This window comes from Leifsonia sp. 10N434 (assembly GCF_056394405.1).
Genome location: NZ_JBFTHV010000013.1, coordinates 1 through 598, shown reverse-complemented (window position 1 = coordinate 598; position 598 = coordinate 1). Strand labels below are relative to the sequence as shown.

General features: G+C 70.4%; 1 protein-coding gene. It reads right to left on the bottom strand.

The window, feature by feature from the left end; translation table 11 throughout:
* Positions 1-516, bottom strand: a 516-nt coding sequence (locus AC1DB1_RS19460) for a DUF222 domain-containing protein (RefSeq protein ID WP_477202017.1), incomplete at its 3' end; no start/stop codon positions are given.
* Between the last annotated feature and the right edge of the window lie 82 nt (positions 517-598).

Here is a 598-nt window from a genome sequence, read left to right as displayed (position 1 = left end):
GGGGACGTGGTCGCGGATGTCGATGTCCCAGCCGTCGTCGTGGACGCGGTGGTGGTGGCTGGTGCAGAGCAGGATGCCGTTGTCGAGGTCGGTGGTGCCGTGGTGGGCGTTCCACCAGCGGATGTGGTGGGCTTCGGTGTAGGAGGGTGGGTGGGGGCAGCCGGTGAAGGCGCAGCCGCCGTCGCGTTCGGCGAGGGCGAGTTTCTGCGCCCGGGTGAAGAGGCGGCGGGAGCGGCCGAGGTCGAGGACTTCGGAGGGTCCGCCGAGGACGATGGGGATGAGGTTCGCGTCGGCAGCCATCCGGCGTGCGGTGCCGGCGCTGATCGGGGTGGGGATCCCGTCGAGCTGTCCGGTGCCGTGCCCGTTTCGGAGTTGTTCCAGGCCGATCCGGACGACGACGGTGACCGGCGCGGTGCCGGTGACGGCGTCGGAGTTCGTGCGCGGGCAGCTGATGCGGTGCCGGAAGATGTCGGTGGCTGCATCCGACCGCAGTTGCGCCATGCTCCGAGACTCCACCGGCTCACTCGGTGCACTTGAAGCGTGCGAACCATCCGGGTGTGCGGCACCGTTGGCGACGTTGGTGGCGGCGTCGGGGTCG